The organism is Deinococcus sp. Leaf326, from assembly GCF_001424185.1.
Classification (GTDB): Bacteria; Deinococcota; Deinococci; order Deinococcales; family Deinococcaceae; genus Deinococcus.
This window is the reverse complement of the sequence record NZ_LMOM01000019.1, coordinates 19,543-32,570: the sequence shown is the minus strand read 5'-3', so window position 1 is coordinate 32,570 and position 13,028 is coordinate 19,543. Positions and strand designations below refer to the sequence as shown.

The window sequence follows — 13,028 nt, the reverse complement described above, 5'->3', positions numbered from 1 at the left end:
GCGAGGCGGCGTTCTTCCTGCTGGGCACGGGTGAGTTTTGAGGGCTTCCAACCAGACATACCCACTCAGTATAGCAATGATCATTTACGCCGAGATCAATAGGTCATTGCCTAGACCGTTCCCTCTGCCCGGAGTTGCAGGAGATAGGTCCAACTGTTATGGTTTTCCATAACACCAGCCAAGTTGTTATGAATGTTCTGGAGGTAGGTATGAACCGACTGTCTCAGGCCGCACTGACTCTCGTCGCCGCACTCAGCGTTTCGCAGGCCATGGCCGCGACGCGGGGCGGGCAACTCGTGTACGGCCGCTACGCCGATTCACTGTTTCTGGACCCGGTCCTCAACGACGCCAACCTCGACATCTGGATTCTGACGAACCTCTACGACACCCTGCTTCAGCCCACCGCCGACGGCAAGGGCGTGCAGCCTGGCCTCGCCTCCCGCTACGTGGCCTCGAGCGACGGCAAGACGCTGACGCTGACCCTGCGTCCGGGCCTGAAGTTCGCCGACGGCAGTGCCCTGACCGGCGCCGACGTGAAGTGGTCGCTGGACCGCGCCCGCAAGCCCGACGCCGGGGCCTGGAGCTCCTCGCTGGCGAGCATCGACACCATTGCCGTGAGTGGCAGCACCGTCACCCTGCGCCTCAAGCGGCCCGACCCCACCCTGCCGGCCGCCTTGGCGACCTTCAATGCGGGCATCATGCCGCAGAAGCTCTTCACGGCCGCGCCCGGCAAGAACGACGCCGAGAAGGCCAAGGCCTTCGCCGAGAAGCCTATCGGCTCGGGCGCCTTCGTGCTCAGCGAGTGGAAACGCGGCTCGTACATGGTCCTCAAGCGCAACCCCTACTACTGGAAGAAGGGCGACGACGGCAAGGCGCTGCCGTATCTCGACAGCGTGCGTTTCGAGATCATCCCGGACGACAACACCCGCATCCTGAAACTGCAGGCCGGTGAGTTGCAGGGGGCCGAGTTCATTCCGCTGAGCCGCGTGGCCGAGCTCAAGCGCAACCCCGCCCTGGATATGGAGCTGTTTCCCTCGACGAAGGTGAACTCCATCCTGATGAACAACCGCCCCACCTTAAAAAGCGGCGCCGACAACCCTCTGAGCGACGTGCGGGTGCGCCAGGCGCTGAACTACGCCACCAACAAGGAAGCGCTGATCCAGGTCGTCACCTACGGCACGGGCAAGCCCATGACCTCGTACATGTCCTCGACTACGCCGCTGTTCGACACGGCCCAGAAGGGCTTTCCCTACGACCTCGCCAAGGCCAAGGCCCTGCTGGCGGCCAGCAAGTACAAGGGCGGTTTCGAGATCAGCGTGCTGGCGACCAGCGGCAGTGCCGACGACCTGGCCCTGCTCACGGCCCTGCAGCAGATGTGGGCGGCCGTGGGCGTGCGCCTCAAGATCGAGCAGGTGGACGCCGCCACCAAGACGGCGCGCTACCGCGCCAACGACTTCCAGATGCGCACGGCCGCGTGGACCAACGATATCAACGACCCCTCGCAGATCACGAGCTACTACGCCCTGTTCGACAACATCGAGTCGGTCCACACGGGCTTCAAGAGCGCCGAGATCGACAAGCTGTTCGCGCAGAGCCAGCAGGAACTCAGCCGCATCACCCGCGCCTCGCAGTACCGCCGTATCCAGAGCCTGTACGCCGCCGCCGCGCCGATCATCTACCTGTACGAGACGCCCTATCCGGTGGCACTGTCCAAGAAGGTCAACGGCTTCGTGCAGATTCCGCTGGGCAACAACATCTTCTCGGCCACCTGGCTGACGAAGTAGACCCGTAGCCGGGCGGGGCGTCGCTCGTCCAGCGGCCCCGCCCGGCCGACCCCCCATAGACCCCCTCGCGCCGTGTCCCCCGTGGGCACGGCGGGTCCTGGCCCTGGGCCACCGACCACGCCCAAACGGGGAAGCGCCGATGAACAGTTACGTCCTGAAACGTCTCGTGCAGATCATTCCCACCTTTCTGGCCGTCATGCTGCTGGTCTTCTTGCTCGTGCGCCTGCTGCCCGGCGACCCCGCGAGCGCGGTGCTGGGCGACCGCGCCACCGCGGAGATCGTGGAGCGCACCAACCGCGAGCTGGGCCTCGACCGCCCCCTGGCCGTGCAGTTCGGTCTGTTCGTGCAGCGGCTCGTACAGGGGGACCTGGGCGACAGCATCAGCCTCAAGGTGCCGGTGCTGCGGCTCATCGCCGAGCGGCTGCCCGTCACCCTCTTTCTCAGCGTGTACGCCGCCGTGCTGGGCGTCCTGATGGCCGTTCCGTTGGCTGTGCTGGCCGCCGTGCGCCGCAACACCTGGGTAGACGCCCTGATCCGCGGCGTGTTCCAGGTGGGCCTGTCGCTGCCGGTGTTCTACGTGGCGCTGCAACTGCTGACCCTGCTCGGCGCGCGCCTGGGGTGGTTTCCCATCGGGGGCTACGGCGAGAGCTTCACCGATCACCTGTACCACCTGTTCCTGCCGGCCCTGACGCTGGGCCTGAACCTCGCGGCCGTGCTGGTCCGCACGCTGCGCAACTCGGTCATCGAGGTGCTCACGGCCGAATATGTCTCGTTCGCGCGGGCCAAGGGACTGCGGTCCCGCGTCATCATGACGCGCCACGTGCTGCGCAACGCCCTGATCGCCACCGTCACGCTGCTGGGCCTGAACATCGGCGGCCTCATCGGCGGGGCCGTGATCACCGAGAGCGTGTTCGCCATTCCCGGCGTGGGCCGGCTGATGGTAGACGCCATTTTCGGCCGGGACTATCCCGTGATTCAGGGCCTCACCCTCACCTTTGCTCTGGTGGTTTCGCTCGTGTTCCTGATCACCGACCTGATTCATTCCCGCCTCGACCCGCGCGTGGAGCTGAGCTGATGTCCGGCCTGCTCCGTGCCCCCAGGAGGCTGCCTTGACCACCGCGACCCTTCCTCCCGCCTCCGTGACCGCGCCCCGGCGGCGGCGCTGGCCCAAACCCACGCTGCTGATCGGCCTCGTGCTGCTGGCCCTGCTGGTGCTGGCGGCGGCCTTTCCGGCCCGCTTCGCACCCTTCAGCCCCACGGATTTCGACTACGAAGCCATTTTGCAGGGGCCCTCGGCGCGCCACCCCTTCGGGACCGACAATTTCGGGCGCGACGTGCTGAGCCGGGTCATCTACGGCACCCGCATTGACCTCCAGATCGCCGTGTTCACCACCCTCTTTCCGTTCATTTTCGGCACGCTGCTGGGCGCACTGACGGGGTATCTCGGGCGCTGGGCCGACGCCCTGGTGGGCCGGATTGCCGACCTCGTGGTTGTGTTTCCCTTTCTGGTGCTCGTCATCGCCATCGTGGCCGTGCTCGGGCCGGGCCTGACGAACATGTACATCGCGGTGAGCGCGGTCGGCTGGGTCAGCTACTGGCGCCTGACGCGCGGCGAGGTCATGACCCAGAAGAAGGCCGAGTACGCCCAGGCGGGCCGGGTCCTGGGCTACAGCCCCAGCCGCATCCTGCTGCGCCACCTGCTGCCCAACGCGGTCACGCCCGCCATCGTCTATCTCATGACCGACATGAGCCTGGGCATCTTGCTGGGAGCCTCGCTGGGTTACCTGGGTCTGGGCGCGCAGCCGCCCACGCCCGAGTGGGGCGTGATGGTCGCTGACGGTAAGAACTTCATGGCGACCGCCTGGTGGATCAGCACCTTTCCGGGCCTGGCCCTGACGCTGGCCGGCGTGACCTTCAGCCTGATCGGCGACGGCCTGGCCGACGCCCTGAGGCCCCGCGCATGACCGCCTCCGTTCAGACTGCCCTGGCCACTGCGCCCCTCCTGAGTGTCCGCGACCTCAACGTCCGTATTCCCACGCCGGGCGGCACCCTGCACGCGGTCCGGGGCGTGAGCTTCGATGTGGGCCCCGGCGAGGTGCTGGGAATCGTGGGCGAGAGCGGTAGCGGCAAGAGCGTGACGCTGCGCGCCCTGCTGCGGCTGCATCAGCCTCCCATCCGCGTGACCGGCGAGGTCGTCTACGGGGGCGAGAACCTGCTCACGCTGCCCCAGGCGCGGCTGCGCGGCGTGCGCGGCGGCCAGATCAGCATGATCTTCCAGGAACCGATGAGCGCCCTGAATCCGGTCCTGAGCGTGGGCGAGCAGATCACCGAAAACCTCGCCGAGCACCGGGGCCTGCGGGGCCGCGCCGCCCAGGACCGGGCCGCCGAACTGCTCGACCTCACCGGCATTCCCAGCCCGCGCGCGCGGCTGCGCGACTACCCGCACCAGTTCTCGGGCGGGATGCGCCAGCGTGCCATGATCGCCATCGCGCTGGCCTCCGAGCCCAAGCTGCTGCTGGCCGACGAACCCACCACCGCGCTCGACGTGACCATCCAGGACCAGATTCTGCGCCTGCTGCTGCGGCTGCGCGAGGAACTCCACATGGGGGTCATCCTGGTCACGCACGACCTCGGGGTCATCGCGCAGACCTGCGACCGGGTGGCCGTCATGTACGGCGGCCGCCTGATGGAAACCGCCCCGGTCACGGAGCTGTTCCGGCAGCCGCGCCACGCCTACGCCCTGGGGCTGCTGCGCAGCCTGCCCGGCAGCGGCGCGCAGCGCGTGCCCCTGCAACCCATTCCCGGTGGGCCGCCGGACCTGCACACGCCCCCGACAGCCTGTGCGTTCGCGCCGCGCTGCGCCTATGTCACGCCCGAGTGCCTGGTCACCGAGCCGCCGCTGCTGGAGATCGCGCCCGGCCGGGCCAGTGCCTGCGTCCACGCCGCCGAACTGCCCAGCCCGCAAGCCACGCCTGCCCAGCAGGTGAGCGCATGACTGCCGTACCGGAACGCCCGGAGCCCCGTGGGCCGGGTACGGACACCCTGATGCAGGTGAGCGGCCTGACCAAGACCTTCCCGGTGGCGACCTCGCTGCTGGAGCGCTGGCGGGGCGGCCCCCGGCGGGCCGTGCAGGCCCTGACCGACGTGCACCTGGGCGTGCGCCGGGGCGAGACGCTGGGGATCGTCGGCGAGAGCGGCTGCGGCAAGTCCACCCTGGCACGCTGCCTCGTGCGGCTGTACGACCCGGACCAGGGGTCAGTGCGCTACGGCGACACCGAGGTCACGGCGCTGCGGGGCGCGGCGCTGCGGGCCTACAACCGCCGCGTGCAGATGATCTTCCAGGACCCCTACTCCAGCCTGAACCCCCGCATGTCGGTGGGGCAGGTGCTGCGCGAGGCGCTGAGCGTTCACCGCATGCGCCCGCCGGCCGAGCAGGAGGCGCGCGTGCAGGAACTCCTGACCCTGGTGGGCCTGCCGCAGAGCGCCGCCGGTCGCCTGCCGCACGAGTTCTCGGGTGGGCAGCGCCAGCGCATCGGGATCGCGCGCGCCCTGGCGCTGGAACCCGAGTGCCTGATCGCCGACGAGCTCGTCTCGGCGCTCGACGTGAGCGTGCAGGCGCAGGTCGTCAACCTGCTCCTCGAACTTCAGGAGCGCCTGAACCTCACGGTGCTGTTCGTCGCCCACGACCTGCGGCTCGTGCAGCATCTCTCGCACCGCGTGGCCGTGATGTACCTGGGCCGCGTGGTCGAGGTGGCCGACACCGCGCAGGTTTTCGGCGCTCCCCGGCACCCCTACACGCAGGCCCTGCTGGCCGCCGCGCCCTCACTGGACCCGGCGCAGCGCACGGCCGCGCCGGCCCTTCAGGGCGAGCTGCCCAGCCCGCTGAACATCCCGAGTGGCTGCGCCTTCCGTACCCGCTGCCCGCAGGCCTTCGCGCGCTGCGCCGCCGAGCGCCCGGCCCTGCAGACCCTGCCGGAGGGCGGCGAGGTGGCCTGTCACCTCTATGATCCGGCCGGCTCCGCAGCCGCTGCGGGAGAGCTGAGTAAGGTAGGCCCATGACTTCCGTGTCTGCCGCCGGCCCCGGTCCGGTCCCCGTTCCCGCCGCCCTGCCCTGGCCCCTGGCCATAGACCGCAGCCTCGACGTTCCCGTGGGGACGCAGCTGCGCGGTCAACTGGAGTACGGCATCGCCTGCGGGGAGATCGCGCGCGGGACCCGGCTGCCCAGCGTCCGCGAGCTCTCGCAGGGGCTGGGTGTGGCGCACGTCACGGTGGCGCAGGTCTACAAGGAACTGCTGGGCCTGGGCCTCATCGTCACGTCGCGCGGGCGCGGCACCTACGTTGCCGACCTGCCGCGCGTACCGAGCGGCCCGGATCAGGCGTGGCTCCGCGACCTGCTGGCCGACACCATCCGGCAGGCCGAGCGCGGCGGCTACACGCTGCGGCAGATCGGCGAGGTCATGCAGGTGCTGCTGGCGCGCGGCGGACAGGCGGCCCCAGAGGGGGTCAAGGTGGTGCTGGTGGGTCTGTTCGCCGATGCCACGCACGCCTACGCCGCTGACCTCGCGCTGGCCCTACGACCCGAAGATCGGGTGCAGGCCCTGACCCTCGACGACCTGCGCTGGCCCGAGCAGCAGCGCGCGGCGCACGGGGCCGATGTGGTGCTGGCCCTGGCCCACCGCCTCCCGCAGACCCAGGCCCGCCTGCCCGGCGTGCCCATCATTCCGGTGGGGTTCATTCCCGCGCCGGCCACCCGCGCCGCCCTGGCGGGCCTGAGCCCTCTGGTCCGGCTCACACTGGTCGCCACCTTCGAGGAATTCCTGCCCACCTTTCTGGCCGGGGTCAAGCGTTTCGCGCCGCACGTGGCAGGGGTGCAGGCCACGCACCTGCACGCGCCCGAGTTGCAGGAACTGCTGAGGACCGCCGACGTGGTCGTGTACGCCACCGGGTCGGACAGCGTCCGGGCGCTGGCGCCGGACCGGCCCGCCCTGGAATACCGCCACATGATCGACCCGCGCGACGTCGAAGGGCTCGTGTTGCCCGCCGCCGAAGCGCGGCGCAAGGACAAGGAGAGGACATGACCCCCATCGAACAGATGAACTGGATGCAGGTCGAAGAGTACCTGCGGACCGATGACCGCTGCGTCCTGCCGCTGGGCAGCACCGAGCAGCACGCCTACCTGAGTCTGGCGGTGGACAACGTCTTGCCCTCGCGGCTGGCGCATGAGGCCGCCGCGCCGCTGGGCGTGCCGGTCTTTCCGGTGCAGCCCTACGGCATCACGCCGTATTTCCGCGGCTATCCGGGCAGCGTGACCCTGCGCGTCCAGACCTACCTCTCGCTTGTGCGGGACGTGCTCGACAGCCTGCACGAGCAGGGTTTCCGGCGCATCCTGATCGTGAACGGGCACGGCGGCAACTCGCCCGCGCAGGGCTTCTGCGGCGAGTGGATGGCCGACCACCCCGGCGCTCAGGTCAAATTCCACAATTGGTGGAACGCGCCGCGCGTGTGGGCGCAGGTGCAGGCTACCGACCGCAACGCCAGCCACGCCTCCTGGATGGAGAATTTCCCCTGGACCCGCCTGGAGGGCGTGGTCATGCCCGACGAGGAGAAGGCCGCGCTGAATCTCGACCGCCTGCGCCTGTTGGGCCCACAGGAGCTGCGCGCCTACCTGGGCGAGGGCAACTACGGCGGGCGCTTTCAACGCCCCGACGAGGACATGCACGCCATCTGGGCCGAGGCGGTGGGGGAGACCCGCGCGCTGCTGGACAGCGGCTGGCTGGACGATGGAGCGCGGCAATGACCGCGCAACCTCAGCCGCCGCGTGTCTTGATCTGGGGCGCCGGGGCCATCGGCGGCAGCATCGGGGCGTACCTCATCCGCGCCGGGCTGGACGTGACCTTCGTGGACCAGGCGGCCGAACATGTGCGCGCCATCCGGGAGCGCGGCCTACGGATCACTGGCCCCTTCGGCGAGTTCACTGTCCAGGCCCCGGCCTGCACCCCCGAAGAGGTGCGCGGCACCTGGCCGCTGGTGCTGCTGTGCACCAAGGCGCAGGACACCCGCCCGGCGGCGGAGGCCCTGGCGCCGCATCTGGACGGGGACGGGGTGGTCGTGTCGGTCCAGAACGGCCTGAACACCCTCACGCTGGCTGAGGTGCTGGGCGCGGAGCGGGTGCTGGGCAGCTTCGTGAACTTCGGCGCGGACTACCTGGAGCCGGGCGTCGTGCTGTACGGCGGGCGCGGCGCGGTGGTCGTCGGTGAGCCAGCGGGCGGCCTGAGTGAGCGCTCGGCGGAGGTTCACGTCCTGCTGCGGCACTTCGAGCCCGGCGCCGTGCACACGCCGAACATCATGGGCTACCTCTGGAGCAAGCTGGGCTACGGCGCGCTGCTGTTCGCCACAGCCCTGACCAACGACTCCATCGCCGACGCCCTGGACCGCCCCGAGGACCGCGAGACCTACACCGAACTGGGCCGCGAGGTGATGCGGGTGGCGCTGGCGCACGGCGTGACGCCCGAGGCCTTCAACGGCTTCGACCCGGCCGCCTTCCTGCCCCAGGCCAGCCGCGCGGAGGCGCAGGCCAGTCTGGACGAGCTGGTCGCCTTCAACCGGCGCAGTGCCAAGACCCACAGCGGCATCTGGCGCGACCTCGCGGTGCGCCGGCGCCGGACCGAGGTCGACTCCCAGCTCGGCTGGGTGGTGCATTTCGGGGCGCTGCACGGGGTCCCCACCCCCCTGACCACCCGGCTCGTGGCCCTGATTCACGACATCGAGGACGGGCGCCGGCCGCTGGACCGCGCCAACATGGCCGAGCTGGGCGCCGCCCGGCCCCCGGCTGGGGAGGAGGCGTGAACGTCTCGTTCGGCGGGCGCACCGTCATCGTGACCGGGGCGGCGCACGGGTTCGGGCGGGCCATCGCGCTGGCCTTCGCCGCGCGCGGCGGCGCCGTCTATGCCTGCGACGTGCTCGACGAGGGCCTGGCCGAGACCGGAGCCTTGGCGCAGGCCATGGACACGCCGCTGCAGGTGGCCCATGTGGACGTGACCGACCGCGCCGCCGTGCAGGCGCTGGCCGCGCGCGCCGCGCAGGAGACGGGCCGCTTGGACATCGTGGTGAATAATGCCGGGGGCGTGCTGGGGCAGGTGGGGCGCCCGCTGGAAGAGATCTCGCCGGAGGACTGGCAGGCCATCTTCCGGGTGAACGTGGACGGCGCCTTTCACGTCGCGCAGGCGGCGGCTCCCCATATGAAGCGTCAGCGCTGGGGGCGGGTCGTGAATATCAGTTCCGGCGCGGGCCTGGGCGTGAGTCTGACCGGCATCCAGGCCTACGCCAGCGCCAAGGCGGCCCAGATCGGCCTGACCCGGCAACTCGCGCACGAACTGGGCGAGTGGGGCATTACCGTAAACAATGTGGCCCCCGGCTTCGTACGCAGCAACCCCACCACCGAGCGCCAGTGGGAGAGCTACGGCGAAGAGGGCCAGCGCCGACTGCTGAACGGTATCGCGCTCCGGCGTCTGGGTACCCCCGAGGACATCGCCAGCGCCGTGATGTTCTTCGCCTCCGAGCAGGCAGGCTGGATCACCGGGCAGGTCCTCAGCGTGGACGGCGGCCGCTGATGGCCGCCCTCTGGCCCGGCCCCCGGCCCGGCGCCGCGCCCGTGCCCGGCGCGCTGGAAGCGGTCGTCCAGGCGCTGCGGGAACGCGCCGACGCTTCCCTCGCCGAACTGGTCGAGTTCGCGGGCATTCCCAGCGTCAGTGCGCAGAGTGCCTACGCGCCCGACATGGAACGCGCGCCGGGGTGGCTCGCGGAGCGGCTGAACCGGGCCGGGATGGAGGGCGTGGCCCTCTGGCCGACCGCCGGGCACCCGGCCGTGTACGGACAGTGGCTGGGGGCGCCGGAGGCCCCGACCGTGCTTGTGTACGGGCACTACGACGTGCAGCCGCCCGAGCCGCTGGAGCTGTGGAACACGCCGCCCTTCACGCCCACGGTGGTCGGCGACCGGCTCTACGGCCGGGGCGTGAGCGACGACAAGGGACCGCTATTGCTCAGCGTGCAGGTGCTCGGCGCGTTCCTGTCGGCGCACGGGCGCCTGCCGCTGAACGTGAAGGTCCTGTTCGAGGGCGAGGAGGAGATCGGCAGTGCGCACCTGGGCGACCTGGTGGCGCAGCGTGCGGCCGAGCTGAAGGCCGATTTCGTCATCAGTGCCGACGGCGGGATGTGGAGCGCCGACTTTCCGTCGCTGACCGTCAGCGGACGCGGTATCGCCGCCCTGGATTTCAGTGTGTACGGCCCGGCCCGCGACCTGCACTCCGGGCGGCACGGCGGGGCGCTGCACAATCCCCTGCACGCCGCCGCCGCGCTGGTCGCCGGCCTGCACGACGCGGCGGGCCGCGTAACGGTGCCCGGTTTCTACGACGGCGTGCGGGAACTGTCCAGCGAGCAGCGTGCGGCCCTGGCCCGCCTGCCCCACAGTGACGCGGCCTACCTGGACCTGACCGGAGCGCCCGACGTGTACGGCGAGGCCGGCTACAGCACCCTGGAACGCCAGTGGCACCGGCCGACGGCCGAGGTCAACGGCCTGTGGGGCGGCTATACCGGCGAGGGCGGCAAGACGGTCCTGCCTGCCGAGGCCCATGTGAAGCTCACCTGCCGGCTCGTGCCCGGTCAGGACCCGGACGACGTGCTCGACAAGCTGCGCGCCCACCTGCGGGCGCAGACCCCGCCCGGCGTGCGCCTGGAGGTGCATCCCAGCGACCACACGGGCCGCGCCTACGCCCTGGCCGCCGATCATCCGGGCCGCCGCGCCGCCCTGAAGGTGCTGCGGGACCTCTATGGCCAGTCGCCGCTGGAGGTCGGAATGGGCGGCAGCATTCCCATCCTGGACACCTTCCGGTCGGTCCTGGGGCTGGAGACCCTGCTGTTCAGCTTCGCGGTGGGCGACGAGAACATCCATGCCCCGAACGAGTTCTTCCGGATCGGGCGCCTGTACGAGGGTCAGGAGGCCTGGGCACGCCTGCTCTGGGCACTCGCCAATGACTGATCCGGAGCTGGCCGCCCTGGCCGATGAGCTGCACCGCGCGCTGCCCGGCCGCGACCTGACCTGCGACCTCAGCGACGCGCTGGGGCACGGCGAATCCCAGGACGGGGGCGGCGCGCTGCCTCCCGGCTTCCGGCCGTTGCATTCCCGCCGTCCCTTTGCGGGGCTGGCGGTGACCGCCTCGCCCCAGGACACCGAACTCGGCGCGGTGTACGCGGCGCTGGACCTAGCTCCGGCAGGTAGTGTCCTCGTGATCGGGGGGCCGGCCACCCACGCCTTCTGGGGCGAGCGGACCACCCGCGCGGCCCTGGGCCGGGGCGTGCGGGCCGCCGTCCTGGCCGGCGCCTGCCGCGACGTGAGCGCCGTGCATCACCTGGGGTTCGCGGTCGTGTGCAGCGGCGTCACGCCGCTGGCCGGCCGCCGCCGTGAGGGCGGCGCGGTTCAGGTCCCCCTGGCCGTGGGAGGTGTCCTCGTCTATCCGGGCGACCTCGTGGTCGGTGACGACAACGGCGTCGTCGTCGTGCCGGCGCGCCGCGCCGCAGAGATCGTTCCGGCCCTGTTGCGCGCCCTTCCTTCCGCCCTTTCCCCCGACAGGAGCACCCCATGACCCAGTCCCTTTCCGAATTTCAGCGCCGTTCCGGCGAACTGAACGACCTGCTGTGTGTCGTCAACCTCCTGACCTGGGACGCCCGCACGCAGATGCCCCCGGGCGGCGGCGAGACCCGCGCGCAGCAACTGGCGACCGTCAGTGCGCTCGCCCGTGAGCGCGCGCTGGACCCGGCCTTCGAGCACGCTGCCCAGGACGCCCGCGACCGCCCCGGCGAGGCGGCCGCCGCGGCCCAGGCGCTGGACGCCGTGCAGGCCATGCGCCGCGTGCCCGAGGCCCTGACCCGTGAGCTGGCCCTCCTGAAGAGCGCGGCGCAGGCCACCTGGGCGCAGGCCAAGGCGCGCAGTGATTTCGCGGCTTTCGCGCCGGTCCTGACCCGCATGGTGGCCCTCAACCGTGACCTCGCCGACGCCCTGGGCTACGAGGACCACCCCTACGACGCCCTGCTGAACCTGTACGAGCCCGGCCTGACCGGCGCGGCACTGGAGCCGCTGTTCGGCCAGTTGCGGGAGCATCACGTCGCGCTGCTGCGGCGCATCCAGGCGCGGCCCGCCCCCCGCACCGACTTCCTGCGCCGTCACTACCCGGCGGCCACGCAGCGCGACCTGTGCCTGAGCGCCGCCGAGACCTTCGGCTACGATCTCACGCGCGGGCGGCTCGACGAGTCGGCGCACCCCTTCGAGATCAGCTTTACGCGGCAGGACGTGCGCATCACCACGCGCATCCAGGAGAACTTTCTCAGTGGGGCCCTGTTCGGCACCCTGCACGAGACCGGCCACGCGCTGTACGAACAGGGCATCGCTCCGGACCTCACCCGCACCGTTCTCACCAGCGACCTGGTCGGCCTGTACGCCGTGGGGGGCAGCAGTTACGGCACCCACGAGAGCCAGTCGCGGCTCTGGGAAAACCGCATCGGGCGCTCGCGGGCGTACTGGGGGCAGCACTACCCGGCCCTACAGCGCCGCTTTCCGGAACAGCTGGGCGACGTGAGCGCCGACGAGTTTCACCGCGCCGTGAACGAGGTGCGGCCCAGCCTGATCCGCGTAGAGGCCGACGAGCTGACCTACGACCTGCACATCATGCTGCGGGTTGAGCTCGAACGCGCCCTCATCGGCGGCGAGCTGGAGGTGGCGGAGCTGCCCGACGCCTGGAACGCCCGCATGAAGGCCGACCTGGGCCTCGACGTTCCCGACGGCCGCCAGGGGGTCTTACAGGACATCCACTGGTCCTCGGGCCTGTTCGGGTCCTTCCCGACCTACACCATCGGCAACGTGATGGCGTCGCAGTTCTACGGCGCGGCCGCGCAGGCCAACCCGGAGCTGGAAGCCCAGCTCGCCCAGGGCAACTACACTCCGCTGCGTGAATGGCTCACCGACCAGATCTACCGGCACGGCCGCACCTTTACCCCCCACGAGCTCCTGATGCGCGCGACCGGGCGGGGCCTGGACCCCGCGCCCTACCTCACGTACCTCACCGACAAGTACACCGGGCTGTATGGCCTGACCCCGCAGGAGGCCCAGGCCTGAGCGAAGAAGGCCAGGGCGGGAGTGCGAGACAGGCCCGCTCCCGGCCTCCGCTCCGTTCATGCCGGCGTCCACCGCGCCGG

At 70.6% G+C, this 13,028-nt stretch carries 12 protein-coding genes; all 12 read left to right on the top strand.

Going from position 1 to position 13,028, the window contains the following annotated elements; all coding sequences use genetic code 11:
* Positions 1-209 precede the first annotated feature (209 nt).
* Positions 210-1,784 (top strand): ABC transporter substrate-binding protein, encoded by a 1,575-nt coding sequence (locus ASF71_RS06830; RefSeq protein WP_082505672.1) that lies wholly within the window; start codon positions 210-212, stop codon positions 1,782-1,784.
* Positions 1,785-1,923: 139 nt separating this feature from the next.
* A complete protein-coding gene (locus tag ASF71_RS06825; RefSeq protein ID WP_056297048.1) occupies positions 1,924-2,859 on the top strand; it encodes an ABC transporter permease in 936 nt (311 codons plus the stop codon).
* 34 nt (positions 2,860-2,893) lie between these two features.
* Complete coding sequence (locus ASF71_RS06820) at positions 2,894-3,748, top strand: ABC transporter permease (RefSeq protein WP_056297045.1); 855 nt, start codon at positions 2,894-2,896, stop codon at positions 3,746-3,748.
* Entirely contained in the window at positions 3,745-4,779 is a 1,035-nt protein-coding gene (locus tag ASF71_RS06815) for an ABC transporter ATP-binding protein (protein ID WP_056297042.1), read from the top strand. Before ASF71_RS06820 ends, ASF71_RS06815 begins: the two co-directional genes overlap by 4 nt.
* Positions 4,776-5,843, top strand: coding sequence for an ABC transporter ATP-binding protein (locus tag ASF71_RS06810; protein WP_056297039.1), 1,068 nt, complete (start codon positions 4,776-4,778; stop codon positions 5,841-5,843). Before ASF71_RS06815 ends, ASF71_RS06810 begins: the two co-directional genes overlap by 4 nt.
* Positions 5,840-6,862, top strand: coding sequence for a GntR family transcriptional regulator (locus ASF71_RS06805; RefSeq protein ID WP_235514195.1), 1,023 nt, complete (start codon positions 5,840-5,842; stop codon positions 6,860-6,862). The genes ASF71_RS06810 and ASF71_RS06805 overlap by 4 nt, the downstream gene beginning before the upstream one ends.
* The gene (locus tag ASF71_RS06800) at positions 6,859-7,581 is read left to right on the top strand and encodes a creatininase family protein (protein ID WP_235514193.1); all 723 of its coding nucleotides are present in this window, start codon (positions 6,859-6,861) and stop codon (positions 7,579-7,581) included. The genes ASF71_RS06805 and ASF71_RS06800 overlap by 4 nt, the downstream gene beginning before the upstream one ends.
* Positions 7,578-8,630 carry a ketopantoate reductase family protein gene (locus tag ASF71_RS06795; RefSeq protein ID WP_056297037.1) on the top strand — a complete coding sequence of 351 codons (1,053 nt, stop codon included), beginning with the start codon at positions 7,578-7,580 and terminating at the stop codon, positions 8,628-8,630. Before ASF71_RS06800 ends, ASF71_RS06795 begins: the two co-directional genes overlap by 4 nt.
* Positions 8,627-9,394, top strand: a complete 768-nt coding sequence (locus ASF71_RS06790; protein WP_056297034.1) for an SDR family NAD(P)-dependent oxidoreductase — start codon at positions 8,627-8,629, stop codon at positions 9,392-9,394. Before ASF71_RS06795 ends, ASF71_RS06790 begins: the two co-directional genes overlap by 4 nt.
* Positions 9,394-10,818, top strand: coding sequence for a dipeptidase (locus tag ASF71_RS06785; RefSeq protein ID WP_082505668.1), 1,425 nt, complete (start codon positions 9,394-9,396; stop codon positions 10,816-10,818). Before ASF71_RS06790 ends, ASF71_RS06785 begins: the two co-directional genes overlap by 1 nt.
* Positions 10,811-11,422: an RraA family protein gene (locus ASF71_RS06780; protein ID WP_056297031.1), complete on the top strand. Its 612-nt coding sequence runs from the start codon at positions 10,811-10,813 to the stop codon at positions 11,420-11,422. The genes ASF71_RS06785 and ASF71_RS06780 overlap by 8 nt, the downstream gene beginning before the upstream one ends.
* Positions 11,419-12,948: a carboxypeptidase M32 gene (locus ASF71_RS06775; RefSeq protein WP_056297027.1), complete on the top strand. Its 1,530-nt coding sequence runs from the start codon at positions 11,419-11,421 to the stop codon at positions 12,946-12,948. The genes ASF71_RS06780 and ASF71_RS06775 overlap by 4 nt, the downstream gene beginning before the upstream one ends.
* The last annotated feature ends 80 nt before the right edge of the window (positions 12,949-13,028 follow it).

Excerpts from the sequence above, each read along its gene's own strand:
- ASF71_RS06800 (WP_235514193.1), top strand. The coding sequence starts at position 6,859 with ATGACCCCCATCGAACAGATGAACTGGATGCAGGTCGAAGAGTACCTG.
- ASF71_RS06785 (WP_082505668.1), top strand. The coding sequence starts at position 9,394 with ATGGCCGCCCTCTGGCCCGGCCCCCGGCCCGGCGCCGCGCCCGTGCCC.
- ASF71_RS06780 (WP_056297031.1), top strand. The coding sequence starts at position 10,811 with ATGACTGATCCGGAGCTGGCCGCCCTGGCCGATGAGCTGCACCGCGCG.
- ASF71_RS06775 (WP_056297027.1), top strand. The coding sequence starts at position 11,419 with ATGACCCAGTCCCTTTCCGAATTTCAGCGCCGTTCCGGCGAACTGAAC.
- ASF71_RS06810 (WP_056297039.1), top strand. The coding sequence starts at position 4,776 with ATGACTGCCGTACCGGAACGCCCGGAGCCCCGTGGGCCGGGTACGGAC.
- ASF71_RS06805 (WP_235514195.1), top strand. The coding sequence starts at position 5,840 with ATGACTTCCGTGTCTGCCGCCGGCCCCGGTCCGGTCCCCGTTCCCGCC.
- ASF71_RS06830 (WP_082505672.1), top strand. The coding sequence starts at position 210 with ATGAACCGACTGTCTCAGGCCGCACTGACTCTCGTCGCCGCACTCAGC.
- ASF71_RS06825 (WP_056297048.1), top strand. The coding sequence starts at position 1,924 with ATGAACAGTTACGTCCTGAAACGTCTCGTGCAGATCATTCCCACCTTT.
- ASF71_RS06795 (WP_056297037.1), top strand. The coding sequence starts at position 7,578 with ATGACCGCGCAACCTCAGCCGCCGCGTGTCTTGATCTGGGGCGCCGGG.
- ASF71_RS06815 (WP_056297042.1), top strand. The coding sequence starts at position 3,745 with ATGACCGCCTCCGTTCAGACTGCCCTGGCCACTGCGCCCCTCCTGAGT.